The sequence below is a fragment of the Streptosporangium sp. OZ121 genome (assembly GCF_051918885.1).
GTDB lineage: Bacteria > Actinomycetota > Actinomycetes > Streptosporangiales > Streptosporangiaceae > Streptosporangium.
The window spans coordinates 281,949-297,024 of the sequence record NZ_JBPXMC010000005.1; the positions used below are offsets into that span (position 1 = coordinate 281,949).

Here is a 15,076-nt window from a genome sequence, read left to right on the forward strand (position 1 = left end):
CCCGGATCTGATGTTTCCGACGAACTTCGTCTGGGGCGCGGCCACCTCCGCCTACCAGATCGAGGGCGCGGTCTCGGAGGGTGGCCGAGGCCGCTCCATCTGGGACACCTTCGTCAAGCAGCCGGGACGGGTGGTGAACGGCGAGCACGCCGACATCGCCATCGACCACTACAACCGCTACCGGGATGACGTGCGGATGATGGCCGAACTCGGCCTCGGCGCGTACCGGTTCTCCATCTCCTGGCCCCGGATCCAGCCCGAAGGGCGTGGCGCCGTCAACCAGGGGGGCATCGACTTCTACAGCCGCCTGGTCGACGAGCTCCTCTCCCGGGGCGTCGACCCGTGGGTGACGCTCTACCACTGGGACCTGCCCCAGCCCCTGGAAGACGCGGGCGGCTGGCCGGCACGTGACACGTCGAAGCGCTTCGCCGACTACGCGGCGGCCGTGCACGACGCGCTGGGCGACCGGGTCCGCAACTGGAGCACGGTCAACGAGCCCTGGTGCTCGGCGTTCCTCGGGTACGCCTCTGGCGAGCACGCCCCCGGCCGTCGCGAGCCGGAAAAGGCCGTGTACGCCGCCCACCACCTCCTGCTCGCGCACGGACTGGCCGCCCAGGCGATCCGGGCCCAGCGGCCGGAGACCGTCATCGGCGGCTGCGTCAACCTGTACGCGATCTCGCCCCAGACCTCCTCGGAGGCCGACCAGGACGCCGCCCGCCGCATCGACGGGCTGCAGAACCGCTTCTTCCTGGACGCCCTGCTCAAGGGCGAGTACCCGGACGACGTCCTGGAGGACCTCGGCCGGCCGGAGGGGCTCGTCCACGACGGGGACATGGAGATCATCTCGACGCCGCTGGACAAGCTGCTGATCAACTACTACAGCCGCTTCACCGTCTCGGGCACCCCCGGCGGCGCCGCGTCGGCCGCGGCGGCGCCCACCGACACCGGGTCGCCCTGGGTCGGCAGCGAGCACGTGTCGTTCGTCGAGGGCGGGCGGCCCGTGACGGCGATGGGCTGGGAGATCGACCACTCGGGGCTGCTGGAGATCCTGCACCGGCTCGCCGCCGAGTACCCGCGCGTCCCGCTGGTCATCTCCGAGAACGGCGCGGCCTTCGACGACGTCGTGGGCCCCGACGGTGTCGTTCACGACCGCGACCGGGTGGACTACATCGACGCCCACCTGCGCACCTGCCACGCCGCGATCGAGGCCGGGATCCCGCTGGAGGGCTACTTCGCCTGGTCGCTGATGGACAATTTCGAGTGGGCGTGGGGGTACGGCAAGCGTTTCGGGCTGGTCCACGTCGACTACGAGACCCAGGTCAGAGTTCCCAAAGAGAGCGCTCTCTGGTATGCCGGGACCATCAGGCGTGGAGGCCTGAGCGGTCCGGCAGAATAGGGGCCGGGAAATTCACCACTGGGGGCGCACACACATGAACGGCGACCGTCGTCCGACGCTCGAGGCGGTCGCGGCCCTGGCCGGTGTCGGCCGGGGCACGGTGTCGCGGGTCATCAACGGCTCGCCGAAGGTGAGCGAGAAGGCTCGCGACGCCGTGCTGCGGGCGATCCAGGAGCTGGGCTACGTGCCCAACCGGGCGGCCCGCGCGCTGGTCACCCGGCGCACCGACACCGTGGCGCTGGTGGTCTCGGAGTCGGAGCTGAGGGTCTTCGACGAGCCGTACTTCGCCGGGACCATCCGCGGCATCGGCTCGGCGCTGTCCGAGACCGGCCTGCAGCTGATCCTCGCGATGGCGCAGTCGGCGCAGGACCACGAGCGGCTGGAGCACTACCTGACCGGGCAGCACGTCGACGGGGTGCTGCTGATCTCCCTGCACGGCGCCGACCCGCTGCCGGGGCGGCTGGAGGCGATGGGCGTGCCGACCGTCATCGGCGGCCGCCCGGTCGGCCTCACCCCCTACAGCTACGTCGACGTCGACAACCGGGCCGGGGCCAGGCAGGCGGTCAAATACCTGCTGGCCAAGGGCCGCCGCCGGATCGCCACCATCGCGGGCCCCCAGGACATGGGCGTGGGCGTCGACCGGCTCGCGGGCTACCGCGACGCGCTGCTCGCGACCGGCGTGAGCGAGATGGTGACGTACGGCGACTTCAGCGAGGAGAGCGGGATGGCGGGGATGCGCAGGCTCCTCGCCGAGCATCACGACCTGGACGCCGTCTTCACCGCCTCCGACCCGATGGCGCTGGGCGCGATGCGGGTGCTGCGCGAGGAGGGCAGGTCGATCCCCGGCGACGTCGCGGTGATCGGCTTCGACGACTCCCCCGCCGGGGCGCACTCCTCCCCCGCCCTCACCAGCGTGCACCAGCCCACCGAGTCGATGGGCCGGCAGATGGCCCACCTTCTCGTCGCCCGCATCAACGGTGAGCAGCTGGAACAGCCGGTGGTGATACTGGACACCCACCTGATCGAGCGCGGGTCCGCCTGACCCGGCTCACCTTCGTCTCCTCACCCGGCTTACCCTTGCCCGGCGCGCTCCGTCCCGGCCGCGCCGCCGTTCCCCCCAGCAGCACCGAGGCAGGAAATGGACAGCAGGACGAAACGCCCGCTCGCGCCCGCGGAACTCGACGCGCTGGCGCGGCGGGCCCTGGGCGTCGGCCTCTCCTCCGCCACCGAGCTGACCGACGGCTTCGCCAACGCCGTGTGGCGGCTGGCGCTGCTGGACGGGCGCGAGGTGGTCCTGAAGCTGTCGCCGCCGCCCGAGCTGGAGCAGCTGCGCTACGAGCGCGACCTGCTGCGCACCGAGGCCATGGTCTACGACCTGGCGGGCCCCGCCGGGGTGCCGGTTCCCGAGCTGCTGCGCGCCGGGTTCGACGACCCGGTGCTGGGCGGCGACTACCTGGTCCTGTCCGCCCTCGACGGGGTGCCGTGGAACCGGGCGAAGCCGGCGGAGGCGGACCGGCGGGCCCTGCGCCGCGAGCTCGGCGGCCACCTGGCCCGGCTGAACGCGATCACCGGCGACGTCTACGGCTACCCGCACGCGGGCCTGACCGGCGGCACCTGGCGGGAGGCGTTCCTGACGATGACCGGCGCGCTCCTGGCCGACGCCGGCCGCTACGCCACCCCGCTGCCGAGGCCGGTGCCCGAGATCGCGGCGGCGATCGAGTCGGGCGCGGGCGCGCTGGACGAGGTCGTGATCCCCCGCCTGGTCCATTTCGACGTGTGGCCGGGCAACGTCTTCCTGACCCGCGACGAGACGCCGCGCATCCAGGCGATCATCGACCACGAGCGGGCCTTCTGGGGCGACCCGCTGGCCGACTTCGTCACTCCCACGATCTTCGGCAGGCTGGACGAGTCCGACCCGATCATCGCCGGATACCGCGAAGCGGGCGGCGTCGTGGAGTTCACCGGCCCCGCCCGCACCCGGATGACCCTCTACCGCCTCTACCTCGCCCTGATCATCCTGGTCGAGAACGGCCCCCGCCAGTATCCGGAGAAGGAGTACGCCTCCCTTCGCGACCGCTCCGCCGCCGCCGTGCTCGACGCCCTCGACGTGCTCTCGGCGACGCCGTGACCTGAGCCGGTCGTCGTCACCGCCCGCCGGGGCGGGGAGGCGCGGCTCCCGGCTGCCGGGGCCCTCCGACGAGGCGCAGGACGACGGCCAGCCCCTCCGGCGTGCCGGGCCAGTGCCCGGCCAGCGCGCCGGGCCCGGCACGCCTGATGACCGAGCGCAGGACGAAGGCGACGATGATCGCGTCGTCGGCGTAGCCGAGCACGGGGATGAAGTCGGGGATCAGGTCGATGGGCAGCGCCAGGTAGCCCAGCAGCAGCCACAGCCGCGCCCGCACCCCCCGCGGCAGGCCGTCGTCGCGCGCGAGCCTGGCGACCAGGCGGAGCAGGTCGGGCAGCAGGCGCAACGCCTCGCCCAGCGCGCCGCCCCTGGGGCGCGCCATCACCAGGAAGGCGGCCAGGGCCAGCCAGAGCAGCAGCAGGCCGCCCGCGATCCCCGCCGCCACCTTCCAGACCTCGGACACCCTCCCGGCCCTCCTCGTTCTCGTCTCCCGGCGAACGCCCCGTGACAGCCTCGCCCGGCGAACGCCCCCGTGACAGCCGGGACCCGTGGGAGGCTCAGGCCGCCGAGGCCCGCAACGCCGTCAGGGCCGCGTCCAGCGCCGCGCGCAGCGGCTTGATCGACTGCGTCGTCTGGGTCAGCAGCAGTCCTCCCTGGAGCGCCGCGAAGATCGCCAGGGCCAGTTCCTCCGGGTCGGCGTCGGCGCGCAGCAGGCCGGTGGCGCGCATGCGCGTGAGCCCCGCCCGCAGGTATCCGCACCAGCGGTCCATGTGCCCGGCCACCTCGGCGGCGCGCTCGGGATCACTGCCGGCGAGCTCGCTCGCCATCGCCCCGATCGGACAGCCCCAGTGCGGCTGCGAGCCGTAGTGCGCGATGACGGCGTCACGCCAGCCCTCCCACGCCTCCCAGGTGTCGAGCGTGTCCAGGAACGGCCTCTGCGCCTGGAGCACCCGCTCGGCCTGGAACGACGCGATCGCCGCGACCAGGTCGCGCTTTCCGTCCGGGAAGTAGTGGAACAGCTGGCTCTTGCTGGTCGCGGTCCCGGCCCGGATGTCGTCCAGGGTCGTACCGCCGACCCCGCGGGCCAGGATCAGGTCGGCGGCGGCCTCGACGATGCGGGCGCGCGTGAGCGCCCCTTTCACGGTGAACTTCGCCGGGGTGGGCATGTCCACAGCATAACCCCCTGGACCGCACGGTCCAATAAATTCGGCGGCCCCGCCGGCCGGACGCCGTCTTCGCCCGCCGTCCACGGCTCGCAGACCCGCAGGCCTCCCCGAGGGGTCGCGTTCCGTCCTCGCACCCCGCGATTCGACACTGGATGAGGAGCGAATCGCCGGCGAACCTGTTTCCTTCCGCCGGCTCCTGTGCCAGAATTTCACTGGGTGATGAATTATGAGACGGAACACATGCGTGATCGCCGGGGGCGGCCCGGCGGGGGCGATGCTCGCACTGCTGCTGGCCAGGGCGGGCGTCGAGGTGACGCTCCTGGAGAAGCACAGCGACTTCCTGCGCGACTTCAGGGGTGACACCATCCATCCCTCGACCCTGCAGATCCTCGACGAGCTGGGCCTGGCCGAGGAGTTCCACCGGCTCCCGCACCGCAAGACGTACAGGATGGAGATCCACACCGACGACACCACGGTGCCGGTCGCCGATCTGCGGAAACTCAAGGGCAAGTACCGGTACATCGCCTTCGTCCCGCAGTGGGAGTTCCTCGACCTGCTGACCACCGCCGCCAGGCGGTATCCGAACTTCCGCCTCATCATGGAGGCCGAGGTGCACGGGGTGATCCGCGAGGGCGACGCGGTGCGCGGGGTGCGCTACCGGGACGCCTCGGGCGAGCACGAGCTGCGCGCGACGCTCACCGTGGCCGCCGACGGCCGCCACTCCGACGTACGCCGGGCCGCCGGGCTCGTCCCCGTGGAGCACAGCGCCCCCATGGACGTGCTCTGGTTCCGGCTGCCGCGCGAGCCCGCCGATCCCGAGATGACGTTCCTGCGGATATCCAACGGGCACCTGATGGTGGCGATCAATCGCGAGACCTACTGGCAGCTCGCCTACCTGATCCCCAAGGGCGGCTTCGAAACCCTGCGTTCCCAGGGGATCGAGGCGGTCCGCGAGCCGGTCGCCAGGCTCCTGCCCTTCCTCGGGGATCGGGTCGGGCAGCTGCGGGACTTCGAGGCGGTCAGCATGCTGTCGGTCGCGCTCAACCGGCTGCGCCGCTGGCACCGCCCCGGCCTGCTGGTCATCGGCGACGCCGCGCACGCCATGTCGCCGATCTTCGGCGTCGGCATCAACCTGGCCGTACAGGACGCGGTCGCCGCCGCGAACCTGCTGGCCGCGCCGCTCGCCGCCGGGGCCGAGATCCCCGAATCGCTGCTCGCGAGGGTCCAGCGGCGGCGCAACCCGCCCACCGCCGTCACCCAGTTCGCCCAGCGCGTCCTCCAGAGCCGGCTGATCCGGCCGGCGCTGAGCGAGCGCCCCCGGCCGGTGCGGCTGCCGCGCGACATCTCCCGCCTTCCCCTGATCGGCTTCCTGGCCAGGCGTTTCGTCGGCCTGGGCATCCTTCCCGAGCATGTTTCCAGCCCGGTGAAATCTCACCAGGTATAAAGACCTTCTCACTACGTGGACAATCAGGTCTGTTCGAACAGCCGCTTGCAATAGCCTGGTATGTCGTGAGCATCAACCTCGATTCCTGGCGGCGGCTGCCTGCGGCGCAGCAGCCCGAGTGGCCCGACCGCGGCGAGCTGGACAAGGTCGTCGGCGAGCTGAAGGGCCTCCCGCCCCTCGTCTTCGCGGGCGAGTGCGACAACCTCAAGGCGGACCTGGCGGCGGTGACGCGGGGCGAGGCCTTCGTCCTCCAGGGCGGAGACTGCGCCGAGACCTTCGGCGGCGCCACCGCCGACGACGTGCGCAACAAGCTCAAGACGCTGCTGCAGATGGCCATCGTGCTGACCTACGCGGCGAAGGTCCCCGTGGTGAAGATCGGCCGGATGGCCGGGCAGTTCGCCAAGCCGCGCTCGAAGAACTTCGAGACCCGCGACGACGTCAAGCTGCCCGCCTACCGGGGCGACATGGTCAACGGCTTCGACTTCACCCCCGAGTCCCGCGTTCCCGACCCCTGGCGGCTGCTGCGGGCCTACCACTCCTCGGCGGTGACGCTCAACCTGATCCGCGCCTTCACCAAGGGCGGCTACGCCGACCTGCGCCAGGTGCACGCCTGGAACCAGGACTTCGTGATCGAGTCCCCGGCCGGCAAGCGCTACGAGCAGCTCGCCCGCGAGATCGACCAGGCGCTGGCCTTCATGCGCGCCTGCGGCGTGGAGCCCGAGGAGTTCCACACCGTCGAGTTCTACTCCTCGCACGAGGCGCTGATCCTCGACTACGACCAGGCGCTCACCCGGATCGACTCGCGGACCGGCCGCCCGTACGACGTCTCGGCGCACATGGTCTGGATCGGCGAGCGCACCCGCCAGCTCGACGGTGCCCACGTGGAGTTCTTCGCCAGCATCCGCAACCCGATCGGCGTCAAGCTCGGCCCGACGACCAGCGCCGAGGACGCCCTCGCGCTGATCGAGAAGCTCAACCCGGACAACGAGGCCGGGCGCCTGACCTTCATCACCCGGATGGGCGCGTCGAAGATCCGCGAGCACCTCCCCGAGCTGGTGGAGAAGGTGACCGCGAGCGGTGCCCAGGTGGCGTGGATCTGCGACCCCATGCACGGCAACACCTTCGAGGCGCCCAGCGGCCACAAGACCCGCCGCCTGGACGACGTCCTGAACGAGGTGGCGGGCTTCTTCGAGGTGCACCGCGCGCTCGGCACCCATCCGGGCGGCGTCCACATCGAGTTCACCGGCGACGACGTCACCGAGTGCGTGGGCGGCGGCGCCGAGATCGTCGAGGACGACCTGGCCAGACGCTACGAGACGGCCTGCGACCCGCGTCTCAACCGTGGCCAGTCGCTCGACCTGGCCTTCCGGGTGGCCGAGCTCTACCGCTCGGTCTGACCTTCCGGGCCGGGCCGGCCCGGACCCCGGTCATGCGAAAGCCCCGCGCCGTCGGATTCCTTCCCTCCGGCGGCGCGGGGCTTCCGCGATCCGGGCATCAGCCCTTCTGGGCACCCAGCTCGTTGGCGAGCTCGGCGCGGATCGCCTCCATGTCGAGGGCGCGGACCTGGCCGATGAGGTCCTCGAGGGCGGGCTCGGGCAGCGCGCCCGGCTGGGCGAAGACGACGATGCCATCGCGGATGGCCATGATCGTCGGGATCGAGGTGATCTCGAATCCCTGCGCGAGCGCCTGCTCGGCCTCGGTGTCGATCTTGCCGAACTTGATGTCCGTGTGCTTCGCCGACGACTTCTCGAAAATCGGCCCGAAGGTGCGGCACGGTCCGCACCAGGCCGCCCAGAAGTCCAGCAGGACGATCCCCTCATCGGCGATGTCGTTGAAGTTCTTCTCGGTTACCTCGATGGTGGCCACCGGTGGCTCCTCCTGTCGTTCACGTCTGTACGGCTGGCATAACCACTTCCCTCCCCCGCGCATTCCATCCCCGCCGTCCCGCCGTCCCACCGGGGCGGCGGGAACCCGCCGGGCCGGTGGACGCTGCCGGGGGCGACGCGTCCGGGCCCCGTCCCCCGTTCTCGATCCGGTCACCGGGCGCCCCGAGCACGGCGCGCCGCTCCGAAACTTTCCGAGCAACGGACCTAGCGAGGGAAACACACCTTCTTTTCAGCTACTTTCCGAAAGTTTTACTGATGGCATAGAGATATTTCCAGCTCAGGAATGCAAGAAAAGATCGGCTTTCGAAATATTTCGGCACCCGTGTTGACGCCTTTCGGTCGCGTTCCCAGACTGATCGCCAACACCCCACCCGGAAAGGAGAGCCCCAGTGATCATCGGCTTGACCCGCTTCAAGATCCCCTCAAGGGTCGTCGCGCCGGCGGTGGCGGCGATGCTCTCGGTCACCGGGGCGGTGACGGTGACCTCCGCCGAGGCCACCGCCGCCCTCGCCGCCACCACCGTCACCACAGCCGCCGCTGCCGGAGTCGAGAACGAGGGTGCCGACTGCGCGGTGACCGGCCTGCCCGACGCGGGATCGCTGCCCACCGACTCCAGGCTCCCCGACCCCTTCAGGAAGCTGAACGGTACGCGCATCTCCACCACGTCCGAATGGCGGTGCCGGCGCGAGGAGATCAAGAAGCTGGCGGAGAAGTTCGTCTACGGCGAGAAGCCCGTCAAGCCGGCCACCGTCACGGGGACGGTCTCGAACAGCGGCATCACCGTGAACGTGAGCCACAACGGCAGGAGCTCCAGCTTCTCCGCGGGTGTCTCGCTGCCGAGCGGGTCCGGCCCCTTTCCCGCGGTCGTCGTCCTGGGGGGATTCGGAGCGGACACGGCCGCCATCAGAGCGGCCGGTGCCGCGGTCATCACCTACGACCCCTACGCGGTCGGCCGGGAGGGCACGCCACGCAACAACAAACAGGGCGCCTTCTACAGCGTCTACGGCTCCTCGAGCAGCACGGGCCTGCTCATGGCCTGGGCCTGGGGGGTAAGCCGGATCATCGACGTCATCGAGCAGTCCAACGGCAACGTCCTCAAGGCCGACGCCACCGGCGTCACGGGATGCTCGCGGTTCGGGAAGGGCGCCTTCGTGGTCGGCGCGTTCGACCAGCGCATCGCGCTGACCATGCCGATCGAGTCGGGAAGCGCCGGCGTGCCCATCTTCCGCGGGATTCCCGGGGAAGGCGCCCAGAGCCTGAGCAGCGCCTACGGGGAGCAGCCCTGGCTGGGCGACGCGTTCGGCTCCTTCACCGGCAGCCCGGCACGGCTACCGGTGGACACCCACCAGATGGTGGCCATGGTCGCGCCGCGCGGACTGTTCATCATGGACAACCCGCACATCGCCAACCTGGGCCCCCGATCCGCGAGCGTGGCGGCCCTGGGCGGGGCGGAGGTCTACAAGGCTCTCGGCGCGGGAGGCAACATCACCTACTGGTCCGACATCCAGGACGGCAGCCACTGCGCCAACCGGTCCGAGTGGAGGACCCCCCTGCAGCAGAACATCCAGAAGTTCCTGCTGAAGACGGGCAGCGCCCCCGGCGCGATGAGGATCTCGTCCAGGGCGTCCGGCAACCTGGCCGAGTGGAGGGACTGGCAGACTCCGACCCTCGGCGATTCGGGCGACAGCACTCCGCCGAGCACGCCGGGCACCCCGGCCGCGTCCGGCGTGACCGCCACCGGCGCCACGCTGACCTGGGCCGCGTCCACCGACCAGGGCGGTTCCGGCCTGGCCGGCTACAACATCTACCGCGAGGAGGGCGCCACCGACCCGCAACTCGGGCAGTCCACCACCAACTCGACCACCCTCACCGGGCTGACCGCGAACACCCGGTACCAGGTGTACGTGCGGGCGCGCGACGGCGCGGGCAACCTGTCCGGCGACTCGCAGCCGGTCACGTTCACCACGACCGCCGGCGGCGGTGACGACACCTCGCCGCCGACGGCCCCGGCCGGCTTGGCGGCCTCGGGAACCACGTCCACGGGCACGACCCTGAGCTGGACGGCCTCGACGGACGACACCGGCGTCTCCGGCTACGACATCCTGCGCGCGCCCGGCGCGAGCGGCGGCACGTTCACCCAGGCCGGCACCTCGGCCACGACCTCGTTCGCCGACACGGGCCTGACCCCGAGCACCACCTACCGCTACCAGGTCAGGGCACGGGACGCGGCGGGCAACACCTCGCCGGTCTCGAACACCGCGGAGGTCACCACCCGGCCCGGCACGTCCACCGGAGCCTGCGCGGCCGTGCCGACCGTGCAGACCCAGTGGAGCACCGGGTACGTCATCCAGCCGCTGACCATCACCAACACCGGCACCTCGGCGATCACCGGATGGACGGTCACCTTCACGCTGCCGGCCGGGCACACGCTGACCGGCTCGTGGAACGGCACCACCACCGTCAGCGGGCAGACCGTGACCATCAGGAACGTCGCCCACAACGGCGCCCTCGCCGCCGGAGCCGCCACCACCGGCGTCGGCTTCCAGGTGAGCCGCCCGAACGGCGACACCGCGCTCCCGTCCGGATACACCTGCGCGTGACGGGCCGGCCCCGGCTCCGCGCCCGACGGCCGGGCCCCTGCTCATCCACCCCTCGCCCGGGTGGGTGGGCCGGGGCCCGGCGCGTTCGAGGGGCCGCCCGCCCGCCACCGGGAGGGTCTCGGCGTTGACCTGCACGTTCGAGGCGAGGGCGGCGGCCGCTCCCGAAATTCCCTGCGCGAGAACGAGACGTCACGAGTTTCTCCGAAGTTTTCGTTATCCACTCGCGGCCTGCGGGTCTCCTGTGTAGCGGTGCTTGTGAGTGCCGCCAGAAGTCCCCTCCATGACTTCCCAACAGGACAAGGACTCCATTCACTATGAGCACAACCGCCTCGCGCGGCATCCGAGCCGGACGCGCGTCCGTCGTACGCCAGGTCCGCCGCCTGTCGCTGGCCGGTGTTCTCGTCGGCCTCCTGGGCACCTCCATGGTGAGCGTCACCTCCCCGGCCGCCGCGGCCGAGGTGCCCCTCTCGCAGGGCCGTACCGCCATCGCCTCCTCGGCGGAGCGCGGTGACCTGTCGGCCGCGGCCGCCTTCGACGGCAAGACCAGCACCCGCTGGGGCAGCAAGTTCAGCGACCCGCAGTGGCTCGCGGTCGACCTCGGCAAGTCCAGCGCCATCAAGAAGATCGTCATCAACTGGGAGCGCGCCCACGCCACGGCGTTCCAGATCCAGACCGCCGCCGGCGGCAACGGCCCCTGGAAGACGGTGTACAGCACCACGGCGGGCAAGGGCGGCGTCCAGACCATCAACCTGTCGGCCACCGGCAGGTTCGTGCGGCTGTACGCGACCAAGCGGTCCGGCCGGTACGGCGTCTCGCTGTGGGAGTTCCAGGTCTTCGGCACCGGCTCGGGCACCACGAACCCGACCCCGAAGCCGACCACGAGCACGACCCCGAAGCCGACCTCGACTCCGAAGCCGACCACGACCTCGACTCCGAAGCCGACGTCCAGCGCCACCCCGACCACCACCGCGCCCGCCGGTGGCTGGGTGCCGGTGAACCAGGCCGCGTGGAAGAAGACCCTGGACGCCTACAACAAGGTCGCGCCCCAGGCGGTCCCCGCGGGGATCGTGAGGGTCCCCGAGTTCCACACCAACTGTGAGGTGGCCAACGAGGCCAAGGACGACCCGGTCGTGCTGCCCGGCCTGGTCGGCGCCTCCCACATGCACACCTTCTTCGGCCCGAAGGTGACGGCGAACACCACGGTGGAAGACCTGTTCACGAGCGCCACGAACTGTGACGCGCCCGGGGACCACAGCGCCTACTGGGCGCCGACCCTGCTGAAGAACGGCAAGTCGGTCCCGATGAAGAACTTCCGCGTGTACTACGGCTCCCGGCTCAAGGACCCGTCGGAGGTCGTGCCGTTCCCGCCGGGTCTGGTCGTGGTGCAGGGCGACGCGAAGCGGCAGGTGGCGACGCCGAAGGGTGCCTCCGGCCAGTTCTGGTGCGCCGGCAGCGCGGAGACCGGCCGTAGCGCCGACGGCAACTGGCCCGTCTGCGCACCGGGCGGCAACCTGATCTACCAGCTGACGTTCCAGGACTGCTGGGACGGCAAGCACATCGACTCGCCCGACCACAAGTCGCACATGGGGCCCGCCAAGAACGGCACGTGCTCCGGCGACTACCCGGTCGCGGTCCCCAACCTCTCGTTCATGCTCGGCTACGACTCCCTCGGCGGTGACGGCCTGTCGCTGTCGTCGGGCCTGCCGTCCTCGATCCACGGGGACTTCATGAACGCGTGGAAGCCGGAGGCTCTCGGCGCGCTCGTGAAGGTCTGCCTCAACGCGAAGGCCAAGTGCGGCACCACGCCGGGCTGGGGCCGCTGACCGGCCCCCGCCACCTCGCATGCCGTGCCGGTGATCCCGCCTTTCGCGGGGCCACCGGCACGGCACGCGTAGCCGTGAACATGACGGCTCTCTTTCTCGTACTTCCTCATGCGGCACTACCTCCGCGGGGCCGGCGGCCCCGCGGAGGTACGCGTCATCGCCCGCCGGTCCGGGTCAGCGCCTCCCGCCGGACAGGGTCAGTCCGATGACCACGGGGTCGTGGTCGGAGGAGCGGAACGCGTCGGGCTCGTAGAGGCCCGGCGGGTTGAACTCGGTGTTGTAGTCGAGGATCCGGCTCTCGTCGGCGTTGATGTGCCAGATCGTCGCGCTGGTCACGCGCTTGAGCAGGTCCTTGCCGACCAGGGCGTGGTCCAGCTCGCCGACCAGGCCGTCGAAGAGGTAGCTGTAGCGCAGCGGCGCCGGGACGAACCTCTTGGTCACGCTGGTCAGGCCGGCGGCCTCCAGGGTGTCGATCGGGTCCTCCTCGCCGTAGGCGTTGAGGTCGCCGAGGACCAGCGGGTTGGTCAGGTCCAGGCTGTCGATCAGGCCCAGTGTCGCCTGTGCCTGGCGTACGCGCTCGCCGTTGTAGCAGCTCTGCCCGTCACCCTGGTCGGCGTCCGGGCCCACGGCCTGCGCGTCGCAGCCCTTGGACTTGAAGTGGTTGACCAGCACGGTGAAGGACTGGCCGCCCTGGACCCGGCGGAAGGTCTGGATCAGCGGGGGCCTGCGGAAGACCGGGTCGGTGGAGGAGCGGGCGGCTCCCACCGGCTGCACCCTGCCCGGCTTGTAGATCGCCGTCACGTGGATCAGGTCGGTGCCCGGGTGGGGGTGGGCGATCGCCGCGTAGGTGCCCGCGCCGACCTCGGCGTTGAGCGCGTCGACCAGGGCCTGCACCGCGGTCTGGCCGTTGTTCTGGACCTCCATCAGGCCGACGACGTCGGCGTTCATGCCCTTCAGCGCGGCGACCAGCTTGGCCAGCTGGCGCTGCTGCTCCGCGGCGTTGCTCGCGCCGCGCGAGCCGAGGGTGGTGAACCAGTTGAGCGTGTTGAAGCTGGCCACCTTGACGTTGCCGATGACCGGGAACGGCACGGGCAGGCGCGGGTTGGTCCGGAGAAAGTTGATCTTCTTGGTCGGCTGGAGCCGGTACTTGCCGAAGCCGTACCCCATCACGCCGGTGACGCCGAGCGCGGTGTCGCCCAGGCGGACGGTGCGCGGGTCGGTGTAGGGGATCGTCGCGGGGTTCTCCACCGTGGAGCCGTCGTCCACCAGCAGGGCGCGCCGCGCGTTCCTGGCTGCGTCCACGCCCGGCCGGTCGGTCGGCTGGAACAGGCGTCCCTCGGAGGCGACGGTGACCTCGCCGTAGCGGCCCAGGTTGTAGTGGTCGTTGAGGGTGAGCGGCTCGGGGAAGGTGACGAGCATGCTCTCGACGGGTTCGAAGGTCGTGCCCTCGGCGCGCGGCAGGTTCTGCTTGGCGGGCGCGACGGTGCCCTTTCCGCAGATGTCCACGGCGGTGACCGGCGACAGCTCGGTCCAGCCGTTGAACTCCACGGCCCTGCCGGTGACCAGGACGCGGTCGCCGACCTTGACGTCCTCGAAGGAGTCGCGGGCGAAGGCGAACAGGCCCTCGGAGGTGGCCGGGTCGGCGTCCGGGGTCGGGTCCTGCAGGAAGAAGCCGCCGAGCTGCGTGGTCGCCTGGAAGTCGGCGGTCACGACGCCCTCGACGCGGACGTTCTGGCCCGCCAGCGGGCTGACGTCACCGCTGCCCTGCACCTGGGCGATCTGGTGGGTGGCCGGGGTCTCGCACGGCTCCCCCGTCGGGGTGGGGCTCGGGGTGGGCTCCACCGTCGGGGTCGGGGTCGGGGTCGGTGTGGGGGTGGGCGTCGGCTCGACGGCGCCGCAGGGCGCGGCGGCGGTGGCCCGGTTGCGCGGCGCCGGGGCCGCGGCCTCCACGTCGGTGCCGTTGACGTCGGTGTCGGCGCAGCCGTGGTCCCTGCGCAGGCCGGCCAGGGTGGCCGAGAGCGCGGGGGCGGCGGTGCCCTCGAAGTAGTTGGCGGTGCCGTACCCGACCAGGTCGGCGATGAGTGCCGTCTGCTCCGGCGCGCAGAGGGCGGAGCCGCCGTTGCACGCCAGCCCCTCGGCCGAGCGGACCAGGGCCGCCTTGCCCGCGGAGCCGCTCAGGTTGATCGTCCCGGTGGTGTCCGCGGCGGGCAGCGGGGAGCCGTTGGCGCCTCCGGCCAGCTGGACCAGGTGGTACTGGCCGGGCGCGAGGGTGCCCGCCAGGGGGACGACCGGGTTGGCGCCGAAGTTTCCCGTACCGGTGGCGCTCGCGTACTGGACGGACCAGCCGTCCAGGGCGACGGGCGCGGCGCTGCGGTTGAACAGCTCGACGTAGTCGTTGGCGAGCGGCGCTCCGGCGTTGCCGCCGCCGCCGTAGACCTGGCTGATGACGACGGTGCCCGGTTCCGCCAGGGCCGGGGCTGAGGCGAGGGCCGCGACGCCGGTGGTGGCGAGGCCGGCGGCGACGAGGGCGGCGAACGCCCGGGATAAAGCACGCATGAACCGGAGCGTAAGGCTCTCTGCATCGCAGAACACTCACATATAAGTGGATAGACGGTGAAATCCAGAATGTTGACACT

At 71.2% G+C, this 15,076-nt stretch carries 11 protein-coding genes; 7 read left to right on the forward strand and 4 right to left on the reverse strand.

Going from position 1 to position 15,076, the window contains the following annotated elements; all coding sequences use genetic code 11:
* The first annotated feature begins 10 nt into the window (after nucleotides 1–10).
* The 3 genes from ACTOQ1_RS13380 (at nucleotide 11) to ACTOQ1_RS13390 (ending at nucleotide 3,524) form a co-directional block, all read left to right on the forward strand.
* Entirely contained in the window at nucleotides 11–1,396 is a 1,386-nt protein-coding gene (locus ACTOQ1_RS13380; RefSeq protein ID WP_440067008.1) for a GH1 family beta-glucosidase, read from the forward strand.
* A gap of 34 nt (nucleotides 1,397–1,430) precedes the next feature.
* Nucleotides 1,431–2,438 (forward strand): LacI family DNA-binding transcriptional regulator, encoded by a 1,008-nt coding sequence (locus ACTOQ1_RS13385; protein ID WP_440067010.1) that lies wholly within the window; start codon nucleotides 1,431–1,433, stop codon nucleotides 2,436–2,438.
* A 96-nt stretch (nucleotides 2,439–2,534) separates the two neighbouring features.
* On the forward strand, nucleotides 2,535–3,524 hold the full coding sequence (locus ACTOQ1_RS13390; protein ID WP_440067012.1) for a phosphotransferase family protein: 990 nt from the start codon (nucleotides 2,535–2,537) through the stop codon (nucleotides 3,522–3,524).
* Between the two features lie 16 nt (nucleotides 3,525–3,540).
* On the opposite strand, the gene ACTOQ1_RS13395 is transcribed toward ACTOQ1_RS13390, so the two are convergent.
* Both ACTOQ1_RS13395 and ACTOQ1_RS13400 read right to left on the reverse strand, forming a co-directional pair.
* Nucleotides 3,541–3,984: a YkvA family protein gene (locus ACTOQ1_RS13395; protein WP_440067013.1), complete on the reverse strand. Its 444-nt coding sequence runs from the start codon at nucleotides 3,982–3,984 to the stop codon at nucleotides 3,541–3,543.
* Nucleotides 3,985–4,078: 94 nt separating this feature from the next.
* Entirely contained in the window at nucleotides 4,079–4,687 is a 609-nt protein-coding gene (locus ACTOQ1_RS13400; RefSeq protein WP_440067014.1) for a TetR/AcrR family transcriptional regulator, read from the reverse strand.
* A gap of 226 nt (nucleotides 4,688–4,913) precedes the next feature.
* On the opposite strand from ACTOQ1_RS13400, the gene ACTOQ1_RS13405 reads away from it, so the two are divergent.
* Together ACTOQ1_RS13405 and ACTOQ1_RS13410 are read left to right on the forward strand one after the other, a co-directional pair.
* Entirely contained in the window at nucleotides 4,914–6,131 is a 1,218-nt protein-coding gene (locus ACTOQ1_RS13405; RefSeq protein ID WP_440067016.1) for an FAD-dependent oxidoreductase, read from the forward strand.
* 65 nt (nucleotides 6,132–6,196) lie between these two features.
* Nucleotides 6,197–7,528: a class II 3-deoxy-7-phosphoheptulonate synthase gene (locus ACTOQ1_RS13410; protein ID WP_440067017.1), complete on the forward strand. Its 1,332-nt coding sequence runs from the start codon at nucleotides 6,197–6,199 to the stop codon at nucleotides 7,526–7,528.
* A 97-nt stretch (nucleotides 7,529–7,625) separates the two neighbouring features.
* On the opposite strand, the gene trxA is transcribed toward ACTOQ1_RS13410, so the two are convergent.
* Nucleotides 7,626–7,997 (reverse strand): thioredoxin, encoded by a 372-nt coding sequence (gene trxA, locus ACTOQ1_RS13415; RefSeq protein ID WP_329083319.1) that lies wholly within the window; start codon nucleotides 7,995–7,997, stop codon nucleotides 7,626–7,628.
* Nucleotides 7,998–8,406: 409 nt separating this feature from the next.
* Between trxA and ACTOQ1_RS13420 the strand changes: the two genes are divergently transcribed.
* On the forward strand, nucleotides 8,407–10,617 hold the full coding sequence (locus ACTOQ1_RS13420; protein WP_440067019.1) for a fibronectin type III domain-containing protein: 2,211 nt from the start codon (nucleotides 8,407–8,409) through the stop codon (nucleotides 10,615–10,617).
* A 314-nt stretch (nucleotides 10,618–10,931) separates the two neighbouring features.
* A complete protein-coding gene (locus ACTOQ1_RS13425; protein WP_440067021.1) occupies nucleotides 10,932–12,440 on the forward strand; it encodes a DUF1996 domain-containing protein in 1,509 nt (502 codons plus the stop codon).
* A 174-nt stretch (nucleotides 12,441–12,614) separates the two neighbouring features.
* On the opposite strand, the gene ACTOQ1_RS13430 is transcribed toward ACTOQ1_RS13425, so the two are convergent.
* A complete protein-coding gene (locus ACTOQ1_RS13430) occupies nucleotides 12,615–14,996 on the reverse strand; it encodes an ExeM/NucH family extracellular endonuclease (RefSeq protein WP_440067023.1) in 2,382 nt (793 codons plus the stop codon).
* Between the last annotated feature and the right edge of the window lie 80 nt (nucleotides 14,997–15,076).